Raw genomic sequence first — 17,859 nt, forward strand, 5'->3', positions numbered from 1 at the left:
CCAAAACGATAATCATTACTTATCCTTCCGACAGTGCCGAATGATAAGCCGAAGATTTCGGGGATGTTACCTGTTCGATCATTTCTTGGTAGGCGTTGAGAATCATTGGCCAAGTAAATTCGTCGTTCCAGCGTTCTTGTGCTGCCAAACGCATTCGCGCTCGCAAGAGAGGTGATGTGATGAGCGCCTCGATTTGAGCGCAACATTCGTCCTCGTTTTTAAAATAGAGACCGGCATCGCCTGCTACCCACCGATTGAAACGGTTATCATGCGCAATTACGGCACTGTTCGCGCCAAGGGCTTCAACGAGGGATGGGTTGGTCCCGCCAACTTGATGCCCATGTACATAGGCGATACCGTATAGGCGCATTGCGCGAAGAGTCGGATTATCATAAATAGCGCCCGGAAATATTACCTCTTCACTTGCTGCGTCGAGTACTGCGCGTTGGTAAGAATGTTCTGCATTGTATTTTCCGAGGACCACCAGCTTCATACCTCGCGGTTTGCGGGAGAAAGCGCGGACAATTTCGAGTAGCGAGTTCTCTGGCTCGGGCCGTGCGATGACCGTGAGGAATCGATCGCGTTCAATCCCAAAGGGCGAGAGACGTGCCTCGTCGGCGCTTTCAATGTGATCACTGCCGTAAGGAATCATTATGAGTTTGCCGGGGCGAGTATGCTTCGCATGGTGGCGTGCTATTTCGGGATGGTCGGCAATTAGGATGTTTCCAGAGGCGGCCGCCAGGCGTTCATTAATCCACAGGTATATCTTTTGGAAAATGCTGTATTTTGCCCTTTTCCATTCGATCCCGTCCATATTAATGATGTTAAACTTACCTGTTATTCGCAGGAAGGCAGATAAAAACCCAGTGTTGTAACCTAGGGTGAGAATAACAGCGTTCTTTCGGGCGGCATCGATCGTGGACTTTAGATCGAATTCTATGGTTCCAAGAGCGCCCTCGGTCTTGACAGGAATATGAATACGCCGACAGCCTTCCCAGCTATCTTCATAGCGCTTTCCGGTTTCGCTGCCTTGGCAGTACACGGTGACTCGCCAGCCATTTTGGGCCATCCAGGGCGCAAGTCGTTCGGCGAAACTTTCAAAACCGCCGTGCGCTGCGGGAACACCGCGAATGCCGAGAATGATTAGGTGCTTTTCGGGCAATGTCGAAACCAATCTAAATTTTCAGGTAGTGCGGTCGCTGGCCGCCGGGTCACTATTCGAGTGAACAGCCAAGATCCAGGGTCAGCGTGCGACGGCTGCGCGTTCGAGAAGCGGGAGCCACCAATCTTCTCGGGTTAGGAACCAGTTTAGCGTTTCTGCGAAACCTTGTGCGAAATCACGGGTCGGTGCGTAGCCAAGTTCGACGCGAGCCTTGGTTTCATCGATCGCATAACGACGATCATGACCCTTGCGGTCGACCACAAAGGTCTTCAACTCGGCACTGTTGCGACCCTGCGCTGCGGGGGCATGCGGGAAGCGGTCAGTGAGAGTGGGGTCGTTTGCGAAAGCGTTGTCGACTGCTCGACATATTTCCTCGATCACTGCAAGGTTGGGAAGCTCTTGGCCGCCGCCGATGTTGTAGGTTTCGCCGATCCTTCCTTTCCGCAGGCAGGCTTCGATGCCGCGGCAGTGATCTTCTACGTGCAGCCAGTCGCGCACGTTCATGCCGTCGCCGTAGATTGGAAGCGGCCTGCCGTTCAACGCGTTCAGCGTGAAAAGAGGAATGAGTTTTTCAGGAAACTGGAACGGTCCGTAATTATTCGAGCAGTTACTCGTTGTCGTTTCGAGACCGTAGGTATGGTGGTAAGCGCGTACGAGATGGTCGCTTGCTGCCTTCGAAGCCGAATACGGCGAGTTGGGTGCGTACGGCGTGGTTTCGTTGAAAGCGGCATCGTTCAGCCCGAGAGAGCCGTAAACTTCATCGGTCGATACGTGGTGGAACCGATGCGGCCTGCCGGAACCTGCATCTAACCAAGCTGTTTTCGCAGCTTTAAGTAGGCTATGGGTCCCGATGACATTGGTGGTAACGAAGGCGTCCGGACCGGTGATCGAGCGGTCGACGTGACTTTCGGCTGCAAAGTGCACGATGGTGTCAATCTCGTGCTCGGCAATGGTCTTGGAAACCAGATCAGTATCGCAGATGTCGCCCTCAACGAGTGGGACATCGTCAAGCCCGTCAAGATTGTGCTTGTTGCCCGCATAAGTAAGCAAGTCGAGCACAACGACGGTATCTTCGGGTGAAACCTTGTTCCAGTAATGAACAAAATTGGCGCCAATGAAGCCTGCGCCGCCTGTGACAATAATGTTAGCCATTGATCTTGATCTCAGTAATCATCGTGCGAAGGTTCGCTCTCCAATGCGGCGCGGGGGCGCCGAGGATCGCGAATGTCGAAGTCTTATCCAGCACGGAATAGTGTGGTCGGTGGGCCGCGGTGGGATAGTCGGCTGTGTTGATCGGAATTACCGGTACGGCCTTATCTAGTAGCCCCGCTGCGAGCCCCTCCTCTTGGATGGCGACCGCGAAGTCGTACCATGAGCACGCACCCGAATCGGTATAATGGAACAGACCCTTCGTTCCGTTTCTGGCCAATGACCAAAGCGCGACCGCTAGCCCGGGGGCATACGTAGGGGAACCGATCTGGTCAGCCACTACCCCTACTTGCGGCCGCTCCGCCATCAAGCGCAGCATGGTGCGGACGAAATTTCCTCCCGTAGGCGCATACACCCAAGCCGTGCGGACGATCAGTGCGTCAGATCCTGCTGCTCTCTCGCCGGCCAGTTTCGTGCGCCCATAAACGCCGAGCGGCGCCGTGGTAGCGTCGGGCGCATAGGGGATGCCGGACAACCCGTCGAACACGAAGTCCGTGGAGACATGAACGAAATGCGCTTTTGATGCACGTGCGGCCGCAGCAAGGTAGCCAACGGCCGTGGCGTTTACTGCCCTGGCAATTTCCTCTTCGCTTTCTGCCTTGTCGACCGCGGTGTAAGCGGCGGCATTGAAGATGATCTCGGGCTGGATCTCAGCAACCGCACTCGTGACTGCAGACAGGTCGGTAATGTCGAGCGTATCGATGTCATGGCCGAAGATATCGACGCCCGCTGGAGCGGACGCGGAGAGACTTTTGCCGAGTTGGCCGTTGGCTCCGACGATCAAAACCTTCATGCTATCGGTCCCACTTGGCTCAACGGCTTGCCAACCATATCTTTGGCGGAGAGCTGGGGTTCGAGCCCTTCGAGGGGCCATTGGATAGCGACTTCGGGATCATTCCACGCCAACGAGTGTTCGCTCGCGGGATCGTAAAAGGCCGTGCACTTATATAAAAAGTCCGTTTCGTCTTCCAAGCTGACGAATCCGTGCGCGAAGCCGGGCGGCACCCAAAACATGCGCTTGTTCTGGGCGGAAAGCTCGACTCCTACCCATTCACCATAAGTTGCCGAGCCTGCGCGCAAATCTACGGCAACATCCCAGGCGCGGCCTGCCGTAACCCGTACCAATTTCCCCTGAGGGTTGGGCTGCTGATAGTGCAGGCCCCGCAACACTCCGCGTGCCGATCGGCTGTGATTGTCTTGGACAAAATCCAAATCGAGCCCCAAATCGGCGAAAATCTTGCGATTCCAGCTCTCCAGGAAAAAGCCCCGATCATCTCCGAACACGCGCGGCTCCAGCACGAGGAGATCTTCGATCTTCGTGTGAACGACCTTCACGCGCTCATTTCCACTTCAAGAATGGCTTCGCGGCTCTGTAGCAAATTCAAGAGATACGTGCCGTAGCCGCTCTTCACGAGAGGCGCGGCAATTTCCTCAAGGCGTGCGTCATCGATAAAGCCCTGTCGCCAAGCGATTTCCTCGGGGCAGGCAATCTTCAGGCCCTGACGTTCCTCAATAATGCGAACATAATTGCCGGCGTCGAGGAGTGAGGCATGCGTCCCCGTGTCCAGCCAAGCATGGCCACGGCCCATAATCTCGACCGACAAATCCCCGCGTTCCAGATAGACGCGGTTGAGATCCGTAATCTCCAGTTCACCGCGCGGACTCGGCTTGAGTTCACGGGCGATGTCGACTGCGTGGCCATCGTAAAAGTAAAGACCGGTTACGGCGTAGTTTGATTTCGGGTGTTCCGGCTTCTCTTCAATTGTGGCGGCGCGACCCTGATGGTCAAACGATACGACACCGTAGGCCTTGGGGTCGTTGACAAAATACCCGAAAACTGAGGCGCCAGTTTCACGTTCATCAGCTCGCCGGAGTAAATCCGGGAGGCCGTGACCATAAAAGATATTATCGCCCAGAACGAGTGCAGACGGATTGTGCCCAACGAATTCCGCGCCGATGTGGTAAGCTTGAGCCAGTCCAGCGGGTTCTGGCTGGACGGCGTACTGCAGGTCTATGCCAAAGCTTGACCCATCGCCAAGGAGAGCCCTGAATGCGGCCTGATCGTGTGGCGTGGTTATAATGAGAATTTCTCTAATGCCGGCCAGCATAAGAACCGACATCGGGTAGTATATCATCGGCTTGTCATAGATGGGCATCAGTTGCTTTGAGACGCCTCGGGTGAGCGGGTAAAGGCGGGTGCCAGATCCGCCGGCAAGAATTATGCCTTTTCTCAACGTGATGCCCCTTGGTCCTAGATTAAAATGAATTTTGTACTCAAGGCGATTTTAGAAGCCGGTATTTCACATGTTTGACGATGTGGCTTCTGTGCGGGACAAAAATTGAACATTCGTGTCCGCATCTCTCGAAATCGCTAAGCTAAGTACTTTGGGCCGACAAATTTCGGCTCGGGCCGTGGATGTTCGATGTCGGCGATTGGAAATCTACGCGCGGTGGGTATGCCGACACGCCCTGCCGTGATTTCGGCGGTGCCCACCTCATCGCGATTTTTCAGCGGAACGGCATTGGACAGTCCGACACAGCCTAGACTGAAAATTGCAATTCTCATTCCACTGTCATCCAAATTATTTATGGTTATCGCGAAAATTCATCGACCCAAAAATTTCTGGCACTTCCATGCGCGTCACAAACGTTAACGCGTACCTGATCCGCGCGGAGCCTATCTGGCATGAGATCAAACCACGTCAACGAGTTTATGCTGCGCTTGCACACCCCAAGAGATATACGGGGTTCTTAGCATCGCTTACAAGGTGGCCGGAGAGCGTCTCGTCTGATCGTACGCACGTGCTAAGGCTCAGACTTTGCTTGATCTATCATTAACTACACCGCGCACAGCCGCGCGGGCGCGCGCTATTTAGTTTCGCTCAGCCCGGCAAGGACTGCATTCCTGTCTCATCCCTTTGGGTGCCGATCCCTTGCAGGGGGGGGGGGGGGGGGGGGGGGGGGGGGGGCCTGCGGTCCCGCAAGCAGACATTGAGCGTCCGCGCGATGGCGCCTGATTGGCCTTCCGGCCTGGGGGTGGGGGCGTCGCTCATCCTTTAGGCCCGCCGCGGCACCGCGCAAGGCGAGCAGGTTTGCCTCCTCCATTCCACTCCGGCCCTGCGGGTGCACCGCGCCTCGATCGGCGTGCCTGCCGGATCTTGACGACATATTGAGGCAAGCGAGGTGCGTTCAATCTCGTTGCTCCGAGCGTTCCCGTTTTAAAATGGGTAACTGGATGCAGATGGATTTGTATGGATGGAATAGGAATCAAAAAATTTGAATGTAGTCTGGACAAGGACATTTTTGACCATAGAATGGATTTAGAAATATCACTGAATGGATGCATTTTGGTTGCGTGGTTTTAAGTGTGGTGTCTGTAAATTGTTTGATATATAAGATTTTGTATTAAAAAATGTATTTGACAATTCTTATAATCCCTCCCGCGTTGCGCCAGAGGGCTATTTCAAGGATTCATGAAATCAGGCGTCCGCGTTAGCGGGCATGTGAGGGGTTCTCGCCATTGCACTATCTGTCGCTGGACGGCATCTGTGGCGACGCAGTGTTGCCGCCGAGACAAAGCGCTGGGGAACTGGCTAGAATGCGGCGATATATGCGCTTGTAATCCTTCGAGAGACTCCCGTGATGCATTTTCGCGCAGCCGCTTTCCTATGTCTTGCCCTTGTTCCGTCGGCCGCGCTTGCTGACGGGCGTCCTTATTGCCCCGATCGGCCGGGTATCGGTACGCCGCCTTGTACTATCTCTCCTGGGCAGGCCTCGGTTGAGCTCGGAATTGGGGACTGGACGCTCGACAGGAGTTCGGCCGAACGGGAGGACGACTTTGGCGTGGGCGACCTGCTTGTCCGTTACGGCATTGCCGAGCATGCCGAGGTGCAGGTCGGTTGGACCATGCTTGGTTTTTCCCGCACGCGCGATCGGGCGACCGGGGAGGTCCAACATCGCAGCGGTACGGGGGATGTCACTCTGGCGTTGCGGCGTAATCTCGTCAGTCCTGATGGCTCGGGCCTGTCGGTTGCACTCATGCCTTACGTATCGCTGCCGACAGGGGGGCAGCCGTCCGGAGCGGGGGACTGGGGCGCCGGGGTGCTGATGCCATTGTCCTATGAACTCTCGGACAAGTGGAGCCTCACATCGACGACCGAGTTCGATGCGGCGGTGGACCAGGACCGCGATGGCCGACACTTTGCGTTCAGTCAGGTGATCGGGGCGTCCCTGCAACTCGGCACAGCCGTGACGGCCACGGCCGAATACCAGATCACGGCGGATCACGATCCGCAGGGGCACAGTGTCGCACACCTTTCAGGCTTGTCACTCGGCTGGCAGCCGACGGACGACCTTCAGCTCGATGCGGGCGGGAATGTCGGGCTGGACCGCGATGCCCCGGATCTGGAACTGTACTTCGGTGTGTCGCGAAGGTTTTGAAGTGAGGCGTGCGCGACGCCGTTGGTATCGCGCACGCTCAAGTCTTTTGACGGATCAGGCGTCAGGGCAAGGGCGGGTGGCCTTGCAGGTTTCGACCCACTGGATCACGTCCTCGCGGCGCTTGCCGGAGAGGGGAAGGCGCGGCATGCGGACGCGTTCGGTGCCGCGACCCATGATCGTTTCGGCCAGCTTGATCGATTGCACGAGATCATGCTCGGCATCGAGGTGTAGCAACGGCATGAACCAGCGGTAGATCGCGCGGGCCTCCTCTATATTGCCTTCGTTGAAGGCGGCGATCAGGCGCACCGATTCACGCGGGAAGGCGCTGGTGAGGCCCGAGACCCAGCCACTCGCGCCCAGCATCATGCCTTCCAGCGCCACGTCGTCGAGGCCGGCCATGACCGAGTAACGGTCACCGAAGCGGTTGATGAGGTCGGTGAAGCGGCGGGTGTCGGGCGCGCTTTCCTTGACTGCGACGATGTTCGGCACGTCGGCCAGCGCTTCCAGTGCTTCGGCGCTGACGTTCACGCGGTAGGCCGGCGGGTTGTTGTAGAGCATGATCGGCAGCGAGGTTGCCTCGGCCACGGTGCGGAAATGGGCGACCAGTTCCTCGGTGGTGGGCACGTAGACCATCGCCGGCAGCAGCATCAGCGCGTCCACGCCGATCTTTTCGGCATCCTTGGCGTAGGCGACGGCGCGTTCGGTGGTGAATTCGGAAACGCCCGCCACCAGCGGCACGCGCGCGCCCACGGCTTCCACTGCGCCGGTCAGGATCTTGCGCTTTTCATCGCCTTCCAGCGAGTTGTTCTCGCCGCAGGTGCCGAGCAGGATCAGGCCGTCGACTCCGTCGTCCACGAGCGCGGTCTGGACAGCCTGCGTGGCATCGTGATCGACCGAGTAGTCCGGAGCAAATTGCGTGGTCGCGGCGGGATAGACCCCGGTCCAGAGCGTCTTGGTCGAAGGCATCTTGCGGTGTTCCTGAAAATTGACGGAACAATTCGTATACGATATATAATCTGTGTCAGCAACGGCTTTGTGCTAGCGCGGCGGTTCAACATTACAGGAGTTCTAGGTGGCACAGGCAATCGGCGGATCGAATGCGGTCGAGCAGCTGGCGGAAATTCGCCCTTGGGCCGATCCCGCGCCGGCGATCGCGCTGGATGAGCGCATGGCCCGCATTGAAAAGGCCCGCCGCCTGACGCGCGATATCGGTGCCGAGGCGCTGCTTGTGACGGCCGGAGCCAGCCTCAACTATTTTGCAGGCCTTGCCTGGAGTGAATCCGAGCGTCTGGTGGCGATGCTGCTGCCGGTCGATGGCGCGCCGATCCTGATCGCGCCGCGCTTCGAACTGGGCACGCTGGAAGCGGGTCTGCTGATCGAGGCGGACTTCCGCCTTTGGGAAGAAGATGAGAGCCCGACCGCGCTTTTGGCCGCCGCGCTGCGTGAGAAGGGCGTATCGCGCCTCGCGATCGATCCGGCGATGAGCTACCTCTTCGTCGACCGTATCGCCAAGGATGCACCGTCGGCCACGCTCGTGTCCGGTGCGCCCGTGATCGATGGGTGCCGCATGTTCAAGTCCGCTGCCGAACTGGCGCTGATGCAGCAGGCCAAGTCGATGACGCTGGAAGTGCATCGCCGCGCCGCCAGCATACTGCGTCCCGGCATCCGCGCCAGCGAGGTCGCCCGCTTCATCGACGAGGCTCATCGCGCCATTGGTGCCCCCGGCGGCAATGCTTTCGTGATTGTCCAGTTCGGCCTTGCCAGTGCCTATCCGCATGGACTGCCGGGGGACCGCGAACTGCATGAGGGCGAGATCGTGCTGATCGATACGGGCTGCCGCGTGGCCGGTTATCACTCGGACATCACCCGCACATATGTCTACGGCGAGGCGAACGACGAGCAGCGTGCGATCTGGGAACTGGAACGCACCGCGCAGCAGGCGGCCTTCGACGCGGTCGAGCCCGGCAAGCCTTGCGAACTGGTCGACTACGCGGCGCGTGCGGTGCTGGAGAAGGCGGGGCTGGGGCCGGACTACAAGCTGCCCGGCCTGCCGCATCGCACCGGGCATGGCATCGGGCTTTCGATCCATGAGCCGGCCTATCTGGTGCGTGGCGACAAGACGCCGCTGGCGCCGGGCATGTGCTTCTCAAACGAGCCGATGATCGTCATTCCCGATCGTTTCGGTGTGCGTCTGGAAGACCACTTCTACGTGACGGAGAACGGCGCAAAGTGGTTCACCGAGCCGCAGCCGTCGATCGATCAGCCGTTCGGTTGAACGGGCCGGAATAAATCGAAAGCAGTTTCCTTGGCCCAAACCTCGTCGTCCCCGCATAGACGGGGACCCGCTTTTCTTGGCTGCGTGGCGAGAAAGATAGCGGGGCCCCGCCTACGCGGGGGCGACGGAGTGCTTTGGGCTGACGGAGCGTTTTGACTGTGGAGGCTTGGGTTTCGGTAATCGCGGCTGGACCGGACCCTCACCCTCAACCCCTAAATAAACGGAGGGGGCGGTTTCCCGCCCCCTCCTTGCGACCCGTCGGGCTCTTCTGATCCGGGGGGCAATCGCTGTCGCCCCTCTCGTGATCGTCAGGACTCCTCGTCGGGATAGGGACCCTTGCCGCCTTCGGCGATGAACTGGTCGATCCGCGCGGACAGTACCGGCAGCGGCACCGAGCCGAGCGCCAGTACCGTGTCGTGGAAGGCGCGGATGTTGAACTTGGGGCCGAGCGCGGCCTCGGCCTTGTGGCGGCCGTCCATGATCGCCATTTCGCCGAGGTAATAGGACAGCGCCTGCCCCGGCCACGCGATGTAGCGGTCCACCTCGGTCTCGATCTCGTGATTGGAGAGCGCGGTGTTGTCGTAGAGGTACTGCTGCGCCCGCTCGCGGGTCCAGCCATAGTGGTGGACGCCGGTATCGACCACGAGCCGCGCCGCGCGCCAGGCCTGGTAGCTCAGCATGCCGAACTTCTCGTAAGGCGTCTGATAGATGCCCATCTCGGTGCCGAGGCGTTCGCAATAGAGCGCCCAGCCTTCGCCGAAGGCCGAGATGTACGTTCCCCGGCGGAAGTCAGGCTGATCCTTGTTCTCGGCGGCGACCGGCATCTGGAAGGCGTGACCCGGCGCCGATTCGTGCAGCGTCAGCGCCGGCAGCGAATAGAGCGGGCGGCTCGGCAGGTCGTAAGTGTTGACGAGGTAGACGCCCGGGCCGCCGCGACCGGCGGTGTAGAAGGGCGCGATATCCGCCGGCACGGGGATGATGCCGAAGCGCTGGCGCGGCAGGTGGCCGATGAAGCGGCCGACCTTGCGGTCCACTTCCTTGGCGGTCCAGGCGGCGCGGTCCAGCAGGTCCTGCGGGGTCTTGGCGTAGAATTGCGGATCGGTGCGCAGGAATTCGAGGAAGGCGGGCAAGTCGCCGTCGAACTTGGCCTCCTTCATGGTCTCCAGCATTTCCGCGCGGATCTTGGCCATTTCCGACAGGCCGAGCTGATGGATTTGCTCGGGGCTCATGTCGGTCGTCGCGTATTCCTTGATGACCGAGCGGTAGTAGGCCTTGCCGTCGGGCAGGGCCTCGGCGGCGAGCGTCTTGCGGGCGCCGGGAATGTACTTGCCGCGTACGTAGGCCAGCAGTTCCTTGTGCGCGGGGATCACCGATTCCCGGATCGCCTTCAGCCCTGCCTCGCGCAGTTCGGCCTGCGTCGCGGCGGGAATGGTCGCGGGCATGGCCCTGAACGGCTCGAAGTAGGCCGTGTCCTCGGCCGCCTTGTCGGCCACCGAGGCAATCGAATCGTCGCGGCCGTACAAGGTGACATGCGGCGAGGTGAAGCCGCGCGCCAGACCGGCCTGCATGTTGGCGATCTGGTCGTGGAAATAGCGCGGGAATTCGTTCATCAGCGCGATGTAGCGCCGGTATTCGTCTTCGCTGGAGAACGTGCGGCGGCCAACGCTGGCAAGATCGCTCCAGAAGCTGGAGTCCGAATTGAGCGGCTTTTCCCACTCGCGGAACTGCTGCTGGGCGATCAGCGCATCGATCTGCACGAGGTAGACTTGCTGGTCGATACGCACGGTGGGCGAAAGCTGGTCGGCGGGGATCGCGGCAACCTGCTTGCGCACGTCCTGCCAGTAGGCGAGCCGCGCGGCCTGGGTCTTGGGGGTGACGTCCGGCAGATGCGCGCGCAAATGGCCCGGGCCGTCATCGTCCTCACCCAGTTGCTCGCTGCGCCAGGCCCATTCCTTGTCGGTGATCGCCTTGAAGCGCGCGTCGGCCGTTGCGCCGGCGTCAGGCGACGGGGCCGCTGCCGGAGTCGCCGCCTGAGCGAGACAAGGAAGCGCCGCGCCTGCCAGCAGAATGGCGGTTGCGAGGCGGAAAACGGACGTGGACAAGCGAGACCCCCGGGATTTCGTCTATCTTATGAAAATATACGATATCTAGTTCGGCGCCCCTGTAGCAGAGCATTTGCCCCTGCGGGAGAACAAAAAATGTATCAAAATACATAGTGGAGGCGCGGTTCGAAGACGGGGGCGGCAAGGTTGATTTTGTTGACCATACAACCCGTTGAGCGGCCGCATCTTCTTGGCGGACGGTGGTTAAGACGCTCGATAACCGCCTCATTCCGGGCGCGGACTTTTTCCTCGGCCTCTACGGGCCCTGTCAAAGAGTACGGGTCACTTTCGCGAGATGCGGCGGGCTGTCGGGATCGCGGCCGCGCGCGACCGAAAGGGCGTTGGCAAGGCGGTAGAAACTCTGCGCTGCCAGCACCGGTTGGAGCATCGGATGCGCGGTTAGCGTGGGCAGGGTGATGCCGGGAAATTTGCCGATGCTCGGGCCGATGCCCGCGCCGATCACGGTGGCACCGCGCTCGGCGAACATCGGGGCGAGGGCGGCGACGCTTTCGTTCGATTCGTCGTCCTGACCCAGCAGGATCACCGGGAAGCCGTTCTCGACGATGGCCATCGGTCCATGGCGCACTTCGGCGGCGCTGAAGGCCTCGGCATGGAAGCCGCAGGTTTCCTTGATCTTGAGGGCCATCTCCTGCGCCACGCCGAACGCGGGACCGCGCGCGACGACGAAGAGATTGCGCGCCTCGCGCAGCGGTTCGAGCGCGGGCGTCCAGTCAAGCTGCCACGCCTGCGCGAGCAGGCTCGGCAATGCGCTCAGCGCGGCAGTGAGGTCCGCGTCCTCGCTCCACGCCGCGATCAGGTCGAGAATGCCAGCAATGCTGGTGATGTAGGACTTCGTCGCCGCAACCGAACGCTCCGGCCCCGCGCAGAGCGGCAGCAGCACTTCGGCATCGGTCGCCAGCGGCGAGGCTTCGTCGTTGACCAGTGAGATCAGACGCGCGCCGCCCGCGCGGGCATGTTCGGCGGCGGCGATCAGGTCCGGGCTACGGCCGGATTGCGAGATCGCGATCATCAGCGTCTCGGCATAGTCGGGTGGCGAATCGTAGACCGAGCTGACCGAAGGCGCGACCGAAGTGGTCAGCAGCCTTAGCTGCGTCTCCACCAGATAGCGGGCGAGCGTGGCGGCATTGTCAGAGCTGCCGCGCGCCAGTGTCGCCACTGCGCGGGGTGGGGCCGCGCGCAAACTTTCGGCCAGCGCGGCAAGGGCAGGCGCGTTGCGTGCGCGCTGGCGAGCCACGGCCTCGGCAGCTTCGGCGGCCTCGGCGAACATCAGGGTGGTTTCAGGATTGTCGATCATGGTCCTGCTATCCGGCGCGTGGCACGTTGAGTTCGGCGACGAAGTCATAGGCATCGCCGCGATACCACGACCGGGTCAGCTCCACCGGGCGCCCTTCGGCATTATATCCGCGGCGTTCGATGGCGAGGCCCGGCGAATTCTTCGGGATCTTGAGCAGGGCGGCCTGCTCGTCGGTGAACAGCACCGCACGGAAGCGCTGGAGCACGCGGACGGGCCGATCATCGCCCAGCGCATCGTAGAGCGAATCCTCTACGGCATCGGGCGAAGGCAGCGAGGAGGCCGGAACCGTGGCCGATTCCAGCGCCATCGAAACGCCGTCCGCATAACGGATCCGGGTGAAGCGGTAGACCGTGCTGCCCGGGCTCAGCCCCAGCGCCATCGCCTCTTCGGGCGAGACCTCCGCTTCGGTGCGCGAGATCCATCTGCTGTGCGGCGCGCGGCCTCGCGACAGCATGTCCTCGGTGAACGAGGAGATCGCCGCGAAGTTCTTCTCGACGCGCGGGGCAACGAAGGTGCCGGCCCCCTGACGGCGCGTGAGCATGCGCGCTTCGACAAGGCCGTCGAGCGCCTTGCGTACCGTCACGCGGGAAAGGTTGTAGGCGGCGGCAAGGTCGCGCTCGGGCGGCAGGGCCTCGTCCGGCAGGAGGACCTGATGCTCGATCGCCTGGCGCAAAAGGCGCTCGAATTGCCGGTAGAGCGGGGCGGTATCCCCCTCCGGAAGCCTGCCGACGCGATCGACGAACATTGCCTTTGTCTCCATTCAGTGGCCCGTTTTCTACGGCAAAGGACAATGCCACTTCAATACCAAAAATCATGGATTTTGCGGATAGGCAAATTTTGGTATTAAGTTTGTACTACTAATGCGCAAGCAGGATGAGCGCTCCCCGAGGGCGGGAACGGGCAACGATGGCCTTTGGGCATGGCGGCGCGCAGGGTTCCACGCGGCGCGGAAGGGCTCAGTTGATTGTCGGCCCGCTCTCGCGTGCGTCGGCATCGGGGGCTGCATAACCGCCGCGTTCGATGGCCTCGGCCAGCACCGGCAGCACATCGTTGAGTTCCCGCGCGTAGCCCGTCCAGCGCCCAATCGACCGGGTGCTGAGCGGCTCGCGAATGCGCGCGTGGCTGGGCGTCGGACTGTGATGGGCGAAGGTGTGGAATTCAAGCTGCGCCGGTTCCATGTCGAGCCCCAGCCACGCCATCAGCTCTGCGGTCTGGGCGTGCTGATCGGCCACGAAATGCTCGTAATGCAGTTCGTGCGCGGGGACCGGCAAGCTTTCCAGCCAGTGTCTGGTCAGTTCCTCCATCCGCGCATAGTGCTGTGCGAGGTCCTCGATCCGGTAACCGCAGGAAAAGCCGTGCGTGAAGTCATGGCCCATCGCCGAGACCATCACGTCGCGCGGATCGCGGGCCACCACCACGACCGGTGATTGCGGGAACGCCAGTTGCAGCAGCGGCAGGTAAAGCTCGTTCAGCGCCATCCGGTCGGTGAAGAGCGTGGCGCCATCGCGCAGCAGGCCATGGCGTTCGGCAAGCGCGAAGTAATGGTCGCGCAGTTGTACGCCCAGCGTGTCGCGCTGTTCCTCGGTTACGGCCTCGGCGTGGCGAGGGAACGCGCCCGCAGTCCACAAGGCCGCCTTGTCCGCCAGCTCGCGGCCGAAGGGCAATTCGCCGCCCGCCCGGACTTCGGAATGGCTCGCTGCCACTTGCTCGATCAGCGCGGTGCCGGAGCGCGGAAAACCGAGGATGAACACCGGCTGCGGCACCCCCTTGCGGCGCGAGGCGGGCAGGAAATCGGCGAAGCGCTCGGGCGTGAAGAAGTCCCGCCATTGCGCGACGAGTTCGCCCACCGCGCGGGCCGGATAGCTGCGGCTGGCGGCATGGGCGAGCGCGGCCTTGCCCGCGACGAAATCATCCCATGCCTCGGCCTTACACCCGGCCCGGTCGCGCAGGCGGCCGCGCAGCAGCAGGGCGGGGCCGGAAGGCTCGGGTTCGGCTTCCAGCATGGCGAGGCCTTTCGGCCAGTCCACCGTGTGCGAAAGCAGCGTCACGCGCTGGAGCGTCAGGTCGGTGCCCTGTCGCTGGGCCAGTGTTTCCGCGCCGCCGAGCAGGGCGGCGGCGCGGTCGAAACGGCCGGCCTGTTCCTCCAACTCCGCCAGCCAGAGCAGCGGCGGCAGCGCTTCGGGCATGGCCTGCACGGCTTCTTCCAGTAGAGGGGCAGCTTCGTCGAGCCGCCCCTGACGCTGAAGATTGCGGCCGAGATCGGCGAGCAACTGGGGCTGCCGTCCGGCGATGCGGATGGCCTCGGAAAGGTGGTGCGTGCCTTCGACCAGTTCGTCGCGCTCGCTCAGCATATGGCCGAGGCGCGTGTGGGCATCGGGGTTGTCGGGCTGGGCGGCAATCGTTTCGCGCAGGACCGTCTCGGCGTCATGCAGGCGGCCGGTGCCATGCAGTTCCTCGGCCAGTGCGTCGCGCGGCCAGGCGCTCTCGGGGGCGAGGGCAATAGCCTCGCGCAACAGGGCTTCGTGGCGGTCGTCCGCGCCGCGCGCCTTGGCGGCAAGGGCCAGCACCTCGATCGCGTCGAGTGCCAGCGCGGGCTGCGCGCGGGCCGTTTCGGCCAGCGCCTCGGCGCGGTCGAGATCGCCCGAGGACAGGGCCTGTCGGGCATCGGCAATGGTCTGCATATCGGCGGACATGCCGGCAGCTTAGGGCGCTTGCGCGGCGCGGTGTCAACCGGGCTTTGCGGCTGACTTCAGGGCGGTCCCGGTGAACAGTGCGGCCACCAGCTCCGGTCCCGAGGGAAAGTAGAGGTGCATGTAGCTGGCCGTCAGCGACCCACGGCGGAACACGCGCTCGCCGGGGCGCCCATCGGGTGTGTCGGCATGGGCTATGGGGGAAAGCGCGGTTTCCAGCGTCGAATAGTGGAACGTATGGCCGCGCACAGGATGGCCGTCGATCTTGGCCTCCTGCATTCCCAGAGCAGCCAGTCGAGGCTGCATTGTCGCTTGGGCCGCTAGCAGGCCGAGCAGGGCGGTGCGGGTGCCCTTGCCGTCATCCAGCGTCTCGCACGTGTAGAGCATGCCGCCACACTCCGCGAGGATCGGGCGACCGGCGGCGTGATGCGCGCGGATCGAGGCCAGCATCGGCGCATTGGCGGCAAGGCGATCCAGATGCAGTTCGGGATAGCCGCCCGGCAGCCAGAGCGCATCGCATGCGGGCAGGGCCGCGTCGGTCAGCGGCGAGAAGAACACGGCCTGCGCGCCTGCCTCTTCGAGGAAGGCGACGTTGGCCGGGTAGATGAAGGCGAAAGCCTCGTCGCGGGCAATGGCGATGCGCTTGCCGGCGAGCGATGGCGGCGGGGTCATGCCCTCCGGCGCGGCGAAGGTCACGGGCTCCGGAAGCCAGAGCGCGCTGTCCGGCAGCAGATCCGCCGCCCGGTCCAACCGGGCGGAAAGGTCGGCTACTTCGCCCGCCTGCACCAGCCCTAGGTGCCGTTCGGGCAGGCCGATTGCGGCGTCTCGGCCCAGTGCGCCCAGCCAGCGGATGTCACTGGGTACGCTTTGCTCCAACAGGTCCGAATGCCTGGCGCTACCCACACGGTTAGCGAGCACGGCGGCGAGGTTCACGCCCGCGCGATAGGTCGCCAGGCCATGAACGAGCGCGCCGAAAGTCTGCGCCATGGACGATCCGTCTACCACCGCGAGCACCGGCAGGCCGAAGCGCCGCGCGAGGTCGGCGGCGGAGGGATCGCCGTCGTGCAGGCCCATCACCCCTTCGACGAGGATCAGGTCCGCCTCGCACGCCGCTTCGTAGAGCAGCGCGCGGCATTCGGCCTCGCCGACCATGCAGAGGTCAAGCTGGTGCACCGGGGCGCCGCTCGCCGCTTCGAGGATCATGGGATCGAGGAAGTCGGGCCCGCACTTGAACACGCGCACGCGCCGTCCTTCGCGGGCATGGCGGCGGGCGAGCGCGGCGGTGACGAGCGTCTTGCCCTGCCCCGAGGCGGGCGCGGCGACCAGCAGGGCAGGGCAGGCGGTCACTTGCGGCGTTCCGCGTGCAGCGCCGGGCGCAGGGTCACGGTCAGCGCCCAGAGCGTGGCGGCAATGCCGGACCACAGCACCGTGGAGAGCAGGGTGGTCGGGAAATAGCGCCCGATGCGCGGCAGGAATCCGGCAAGCGTCGGATCGGGGAAGCGGCCGCCAAGGAAGTAGAACCCGCCGCTCGACAGCAAGTGCGAGACGAAAGTGGCGGCGATCAGCAGCACGGCCATGGCAGGCAGGGCGGCAAGGCGGTCACCGAGCTTCGCCGCCGCCACGCGCCCGGCAAGCCACATCACGCCATAGGCCGGGACCAGCATCGCGTAGGCCGGGGTAAAGCAGAATCCGGAACCGCCCAGCACCGAGATCACCACGACATCGATCGCATAGCCGAGCGCGAACAGCGCGGCGAAACCGATGACACGGCGGACGAAGAAGCCGAGCACGAAGAAGCTCGCAAGGTCGGTGTCTGGCAAGTGGACGACCTGACTCAGCGAATGGGTGCGCGTCACCAGCATGACGGCGGCGAGCGCGGCAAACACGAAGAGGCTGACGCGGGCGGATGGCGGATTGGCGGAACGGTTCATGTTCTGGGATCTCCCAAGGCGGTTGGGGAAAGGCGTGCAGGAAAGGCCCCGGGCGATATCGCCCCGGCGAGAGGATCAGCGGATCGGTGTCACTCTGGCAGGCTCCTTTCGACACGACTTCGACTGTCGTCTCGCCAGGGCTGCTTCCCGCTACGGGAACCATGCCCTCGTCCGCCCGGTGCATCCCGCCCGCGCAGAGGAACGACGGCAAGGGGCCGGTTTCCTGACTTCCCGGATCGTCGCGCCTTCCGCCGCCTTCTCGGAACCGTCCGGTCCCAATGGCGCATGGCGGGGCGCATCCCCGGTTACAGTTGCGGGAGCAGTGCCGGCATGTCCCGCGAGTTTCCCCGCAGGTCCGGACTTCCCGATTAAGCCCTCTCGGGCACCCTTTGCAGGGGCGGACCTATGGCACTTCGCGGGCGCGCGCAAGCTTCGGGCACTTGCCAGCGGGGCGCCCGCACGATAGTTGCCGCGCCGCGACAGGTTCCTCGTAAGAGGATCAAAAGGGAACACGGGTTCAAGACCCGGGCTGCCCCTGCAACTGTGAGCGGCGAGCCGTGCGGCCATTTCGCCATTGGAGCCGAAGCCATTGACTTGGCAGGATTCTGAGAAGGCGGCCGAGACGGCATTGACCCGCAAGCCAGGAGACCTGCCTGACGCAGTCGTTCTTCGTCCGGACAGGGTGTGCCGGGTGAACGAGGGGGCTTTTTCCTCGCGCAACGACAGCCATTGCCT

14 protein-coding genes and 2 riboswitches are annotated in these 17,859 nt (G+C 62.5%); of the genes, 2 read left to right on the plus strand and 12 right to left on the minus strand.

Features of this window, described 5'->3' with window-relative positions; translation table 11 throughout:
* Positions 1-19: 19 nt before the first annotated feature.
* From AC1VVK_RS12470 to rfbA, 5 genes are all read right to left on the minus strand, one after another.
* A complete protein-coding gene (locus AC1VVK_RS12470; protein WP_482903244.1) occupies positions 20-1,162 on the minus strand; it encodes a DUF1972 domain-containing protein in 1,143 nt (380 codons plus the stop codon).
* A gap of 81 nt (positions 1,163-1,243) precedes the next feature.
* Complete coding sequence (gene rfbB, locus AC1VVK_RS12475; RefSeq protein WP_482903245.1) at positions 1,244-2,314, minus strand: dTDP-glucose 4,6-dehydratase; 1,071 nt, start codon at positions 2,312-2,314, stop codon at positions 1,244-1,246.
* Complete coding sequence (gene rfbD, locus AC1VVK_RS12480; RefSeq protein ID WP_482903246.1) at positions 2,307-3,164, minus strand: dTDP-4-dehydrorhamnose reductase; 858 nt, start codon at positions 3,162-3,164, stop codon at positions 2,307-2,309. Before rfbD ends, rfbB begins: the two co-directional genes overlap by 8 nt.
* On the minus strand, positions 3,161-3,706 hold the full coding sequence (gene rfbC / locus AC1VVK_RS12485; RefSeq protein WP_482903247.1) for a dTDP-4-dehydrorhamnose 3,5-epimerase: 546 nt from the start codon (positions 3,704-3,706) through the stop codon (positions 3,161-3,163). The genes rfbD and rfbC overlap by 4 nt, the downstream gene beginning before the upstream one ends.
* Positions 3,703-4,605: a glucose-1-phosphate thymidylyltransferase RfbA gene (gene rfbA, locus AC1VVK_RS12490; protein ID WP_482903248.1), complete on the minus strand. Its 903-nt coding sequence runs from the start codon at positions 4,603-4,605 to the stop codon at positions 3,703-3,705. Before rfbA ends, rfbC begins: the two co-directional genes overlap by 4 nt.
* A 1,408-nt stretch (positions 4,606-6,013) precedes the next feature.
* On the opposite strand from rfbA, the gene AC1VVK_RS12495 reads away from it, so the two are divergent.
* The gene (locus tag AC1VVK_RS12495) at positions 6,014-6,811 is read left to right on the plus strand and encodes a transporter (RefSeq protein ID WP_482905157.1); all 798 of its coding nucleotides are present in this window, start codon (positions 6,014-6,016) and stop codon (positions 6,809-6,811) included.
* Positions 6,812-6,865: 54 nt separating this feature from the next.
* Here AC1VVK_RS12495 and AC1VVK_RS12500 read toward each other — a convergent pair whose 3' ends face one another.
* Positions 6,866-7,777 (minus strand): dihydrodipicolinate synthase family protein, encoded by a 912-nt coding sequence (locus AC1VVK_RS12500; RefSeq protein ID WP_132388662.1) that lies wholly within the window; start codon positions 7,775-7,777, stop codon positions 6,866-6,868.
* A gap of 106 nt (positions 7,778-7,883) precedes the next feature.
* On the opposite strand from AC1VVK_RS12500, the gene AC1VVK_RS12505 reads away from it, so the two are divergent.
* Positions 7,884-9,086: a M24 family metallopeptidase gene (locus tag AC1VVK_RS12505; RefSeq protein ID WP_482903249.1), complete on the plus strand. Its 1,203-nt coding sequence runs from the start codon at positions 7,884-7,886 to the stop codon at positions 9,084-9,086.
* 308 nt (positions 9,087-9,394) lie between these two features.
* Here the strand turns inward: AC1VVK_RS12505 and AC1VVK_RS12510 are convergent, their stop codons facing one another.
* The 6 genes from AC1VVK_RS12510 to AC1VVK_RS12535 all read right to left on the minus strand — a co-directional run bounded on the left by AC1VVK_RS12510 (position 9,395) and on the right by AC1VVK_RS12535 (position 17,124).
* Positions 9,395-11,188, minus strand: a complete 1,794-nt coding sequence (locus AC1VVK_RS12510; protein ID WP_482903250.1) for a DUF885 domain-containing protein — start codon at positions 11,186-11,188, stop codon at positions 9,395-9,397.
* A 268-nt stretch (positions 11,189-11,456) separates the two neighbouring features.
* Positions 11,457-12,503, minus strand: coding sequence for an SIS domain-containing protein (locus AC1VVK_RS12515; RefSeq protein ID WP_482903251.1), 1,047 nt, complete (start codon positions 12,501-12,503; stop codon positions 11,457-11,459).
* A 7-nt stretch (positions 12,504-12,510) separates the two neighbouring features.
* A complete protein-coding gene (locus AC1VVK_RS12520; RefSeq protein ID WP_482903252.1) occupies positions 12,511-13,248 on the minus strand; it encodes a GntR family transcriptional regulator in 738 nt (245 codons plus the stop codon).
* Positions 13,249-13,459: 211 nt separating this feature from the next.
* Positions 13,460-15,196, minus strand: a complete 1,737-nt coding sequence (locus tag AC1VVK_RS12525; protein ID WP_482903253.1) for a sulfotransferase family protein — start codon at positions 15,194-15,196, stop codon at positions 13,460-13,462.
* Between the two features lie 33 nt (positions 15,197-15,229).
* Positions 15,230-16,540, minus strand: a complete 1,311-nt coding sequence (locus tag AC1VVK_RS12530) for a cobyrinic acid a,c-diamide synthase CobB (RefSeq protein WP_482903254.1) — start codon at positions 16,538-16,540, stop codon at positions 15,230-15,232.
* Positions 16,537-17,124, minus strand: a complete 588-nt coding sequence (locus AC1VVK_RS12535; protein WP_482903255.1) for a hypothetical protein — start codon at positions 17,122-17,124, stop codon at positions 16,537-16,539. Before AC1VVK_RS12535 ends, AC1VVK_RS12530 begins: the two co-directional genes overlap by 4 nt.
* Positions 17,125-17,320: 196 nt before the next feature.
* Positions 17,321-17,529, minus strand: a riboswitch (cobalamin riboswitch).
* Between the two features lie 59 nt (positions 17,530-17,588).
* Positions 17,589-17,795: riboswitch (cobalamin riboswitch) on the plus strand.
* The last annotated feature ends 64 nt before the right edge of the window (positions 17,796-17,859 follow it).

It is taken from the genome of Novosphingobium sp. BL-S-32 (assembly GCF_056857055.1).